Source organism: Massilia sp. P2_C2 (assembly GCF_056404615.1).
Map to the genome: position 1 here is coordinate 1 of NZ_JBFUDR010000645.1, position 850 is coordinate 850.

Sequence of the window (850 nt, forward strand, 5' to 3'; positions counted from 1 at the left end):
GCCGAAGGACTGTTGCGGTTCTTCGACGCCGTGCGGCACAGCGGCCGCCCCTGCGCCCTGCCGTCGGAAGCGGCCGATTCGGTCTGGCATGCATGGCTGCGCTGGAGTCCGACGTCGCTCGACCGCTACTGCGTGCGCCACTTCGGCGCGGCGGTGCCGCACGTCGAGCGGGCGGAATTGGTCGGGAACGCCCTGCTGCACACGTTCGCGGCCTGCCGCGCGCGCGATGACATCAGGCCGGGCAGCATGCGCCTGCCCGCACTGTTCGGCCTGGACGCGGCGCTGCGCATGCCGCGCGGTCACGGTTACTGGAGCCGGGCCGGCGAGATCGTCTACGCGCGCCTGAACGAACGTGGCCGCGGCATGTGGCGCGCGCGGGCGCATCCGGAACTGGCGCTGACGGTGCTGTATGCCGCGGGACTCGTCGACCGCAGCATCCTGGCCGCCCACTTGCGCCGGCGCGAGGCGACGGCGACGGCGACGGCGACGGACGGCGGTTCCTGCGGTGGCCTGGCGTTCGCGGACGGCGGTGGCGCCTGCGCCGACGCCGGCAGCGGCGACGGCGGTTGCGATGGCGGCAGCTGCTGCGGCAGTAGTTGCGGCAGCAGCTGCGGAGGCGGTTGTGGCGGCGGCGGCGACTGAGAACCTATTCCGGTAGGGTGGGCGGCCTCCGCCCACGCGGACGTGTGCAATCCGCATACCGCCGCGTGGGCACGGGGTGCCCACCCTACCTGGTCAGCGGATGATGTCCGCCAGTTCGGCGGCAATCTGGCGCCCGAGCAGATGGATGTGCCAGCCGTCGACGAAGCCGTGGTGGGCCTGCACGGAGAACGGCAGTTGCAGGCCGTCC

The 850-nt window shown here is 72.8% G+C and carries 1 pseudogene; it reads left to right on the forward strand.

From position 1 onward, the window contains the following. Window positions 1-642 (forward strand): annotated as a pseudogene (locus AC1DYX_RS31590) (hypothetical protein); the annotation flags it as partial. Window positions 643-850: the final 208 nt, after the last annotated feature.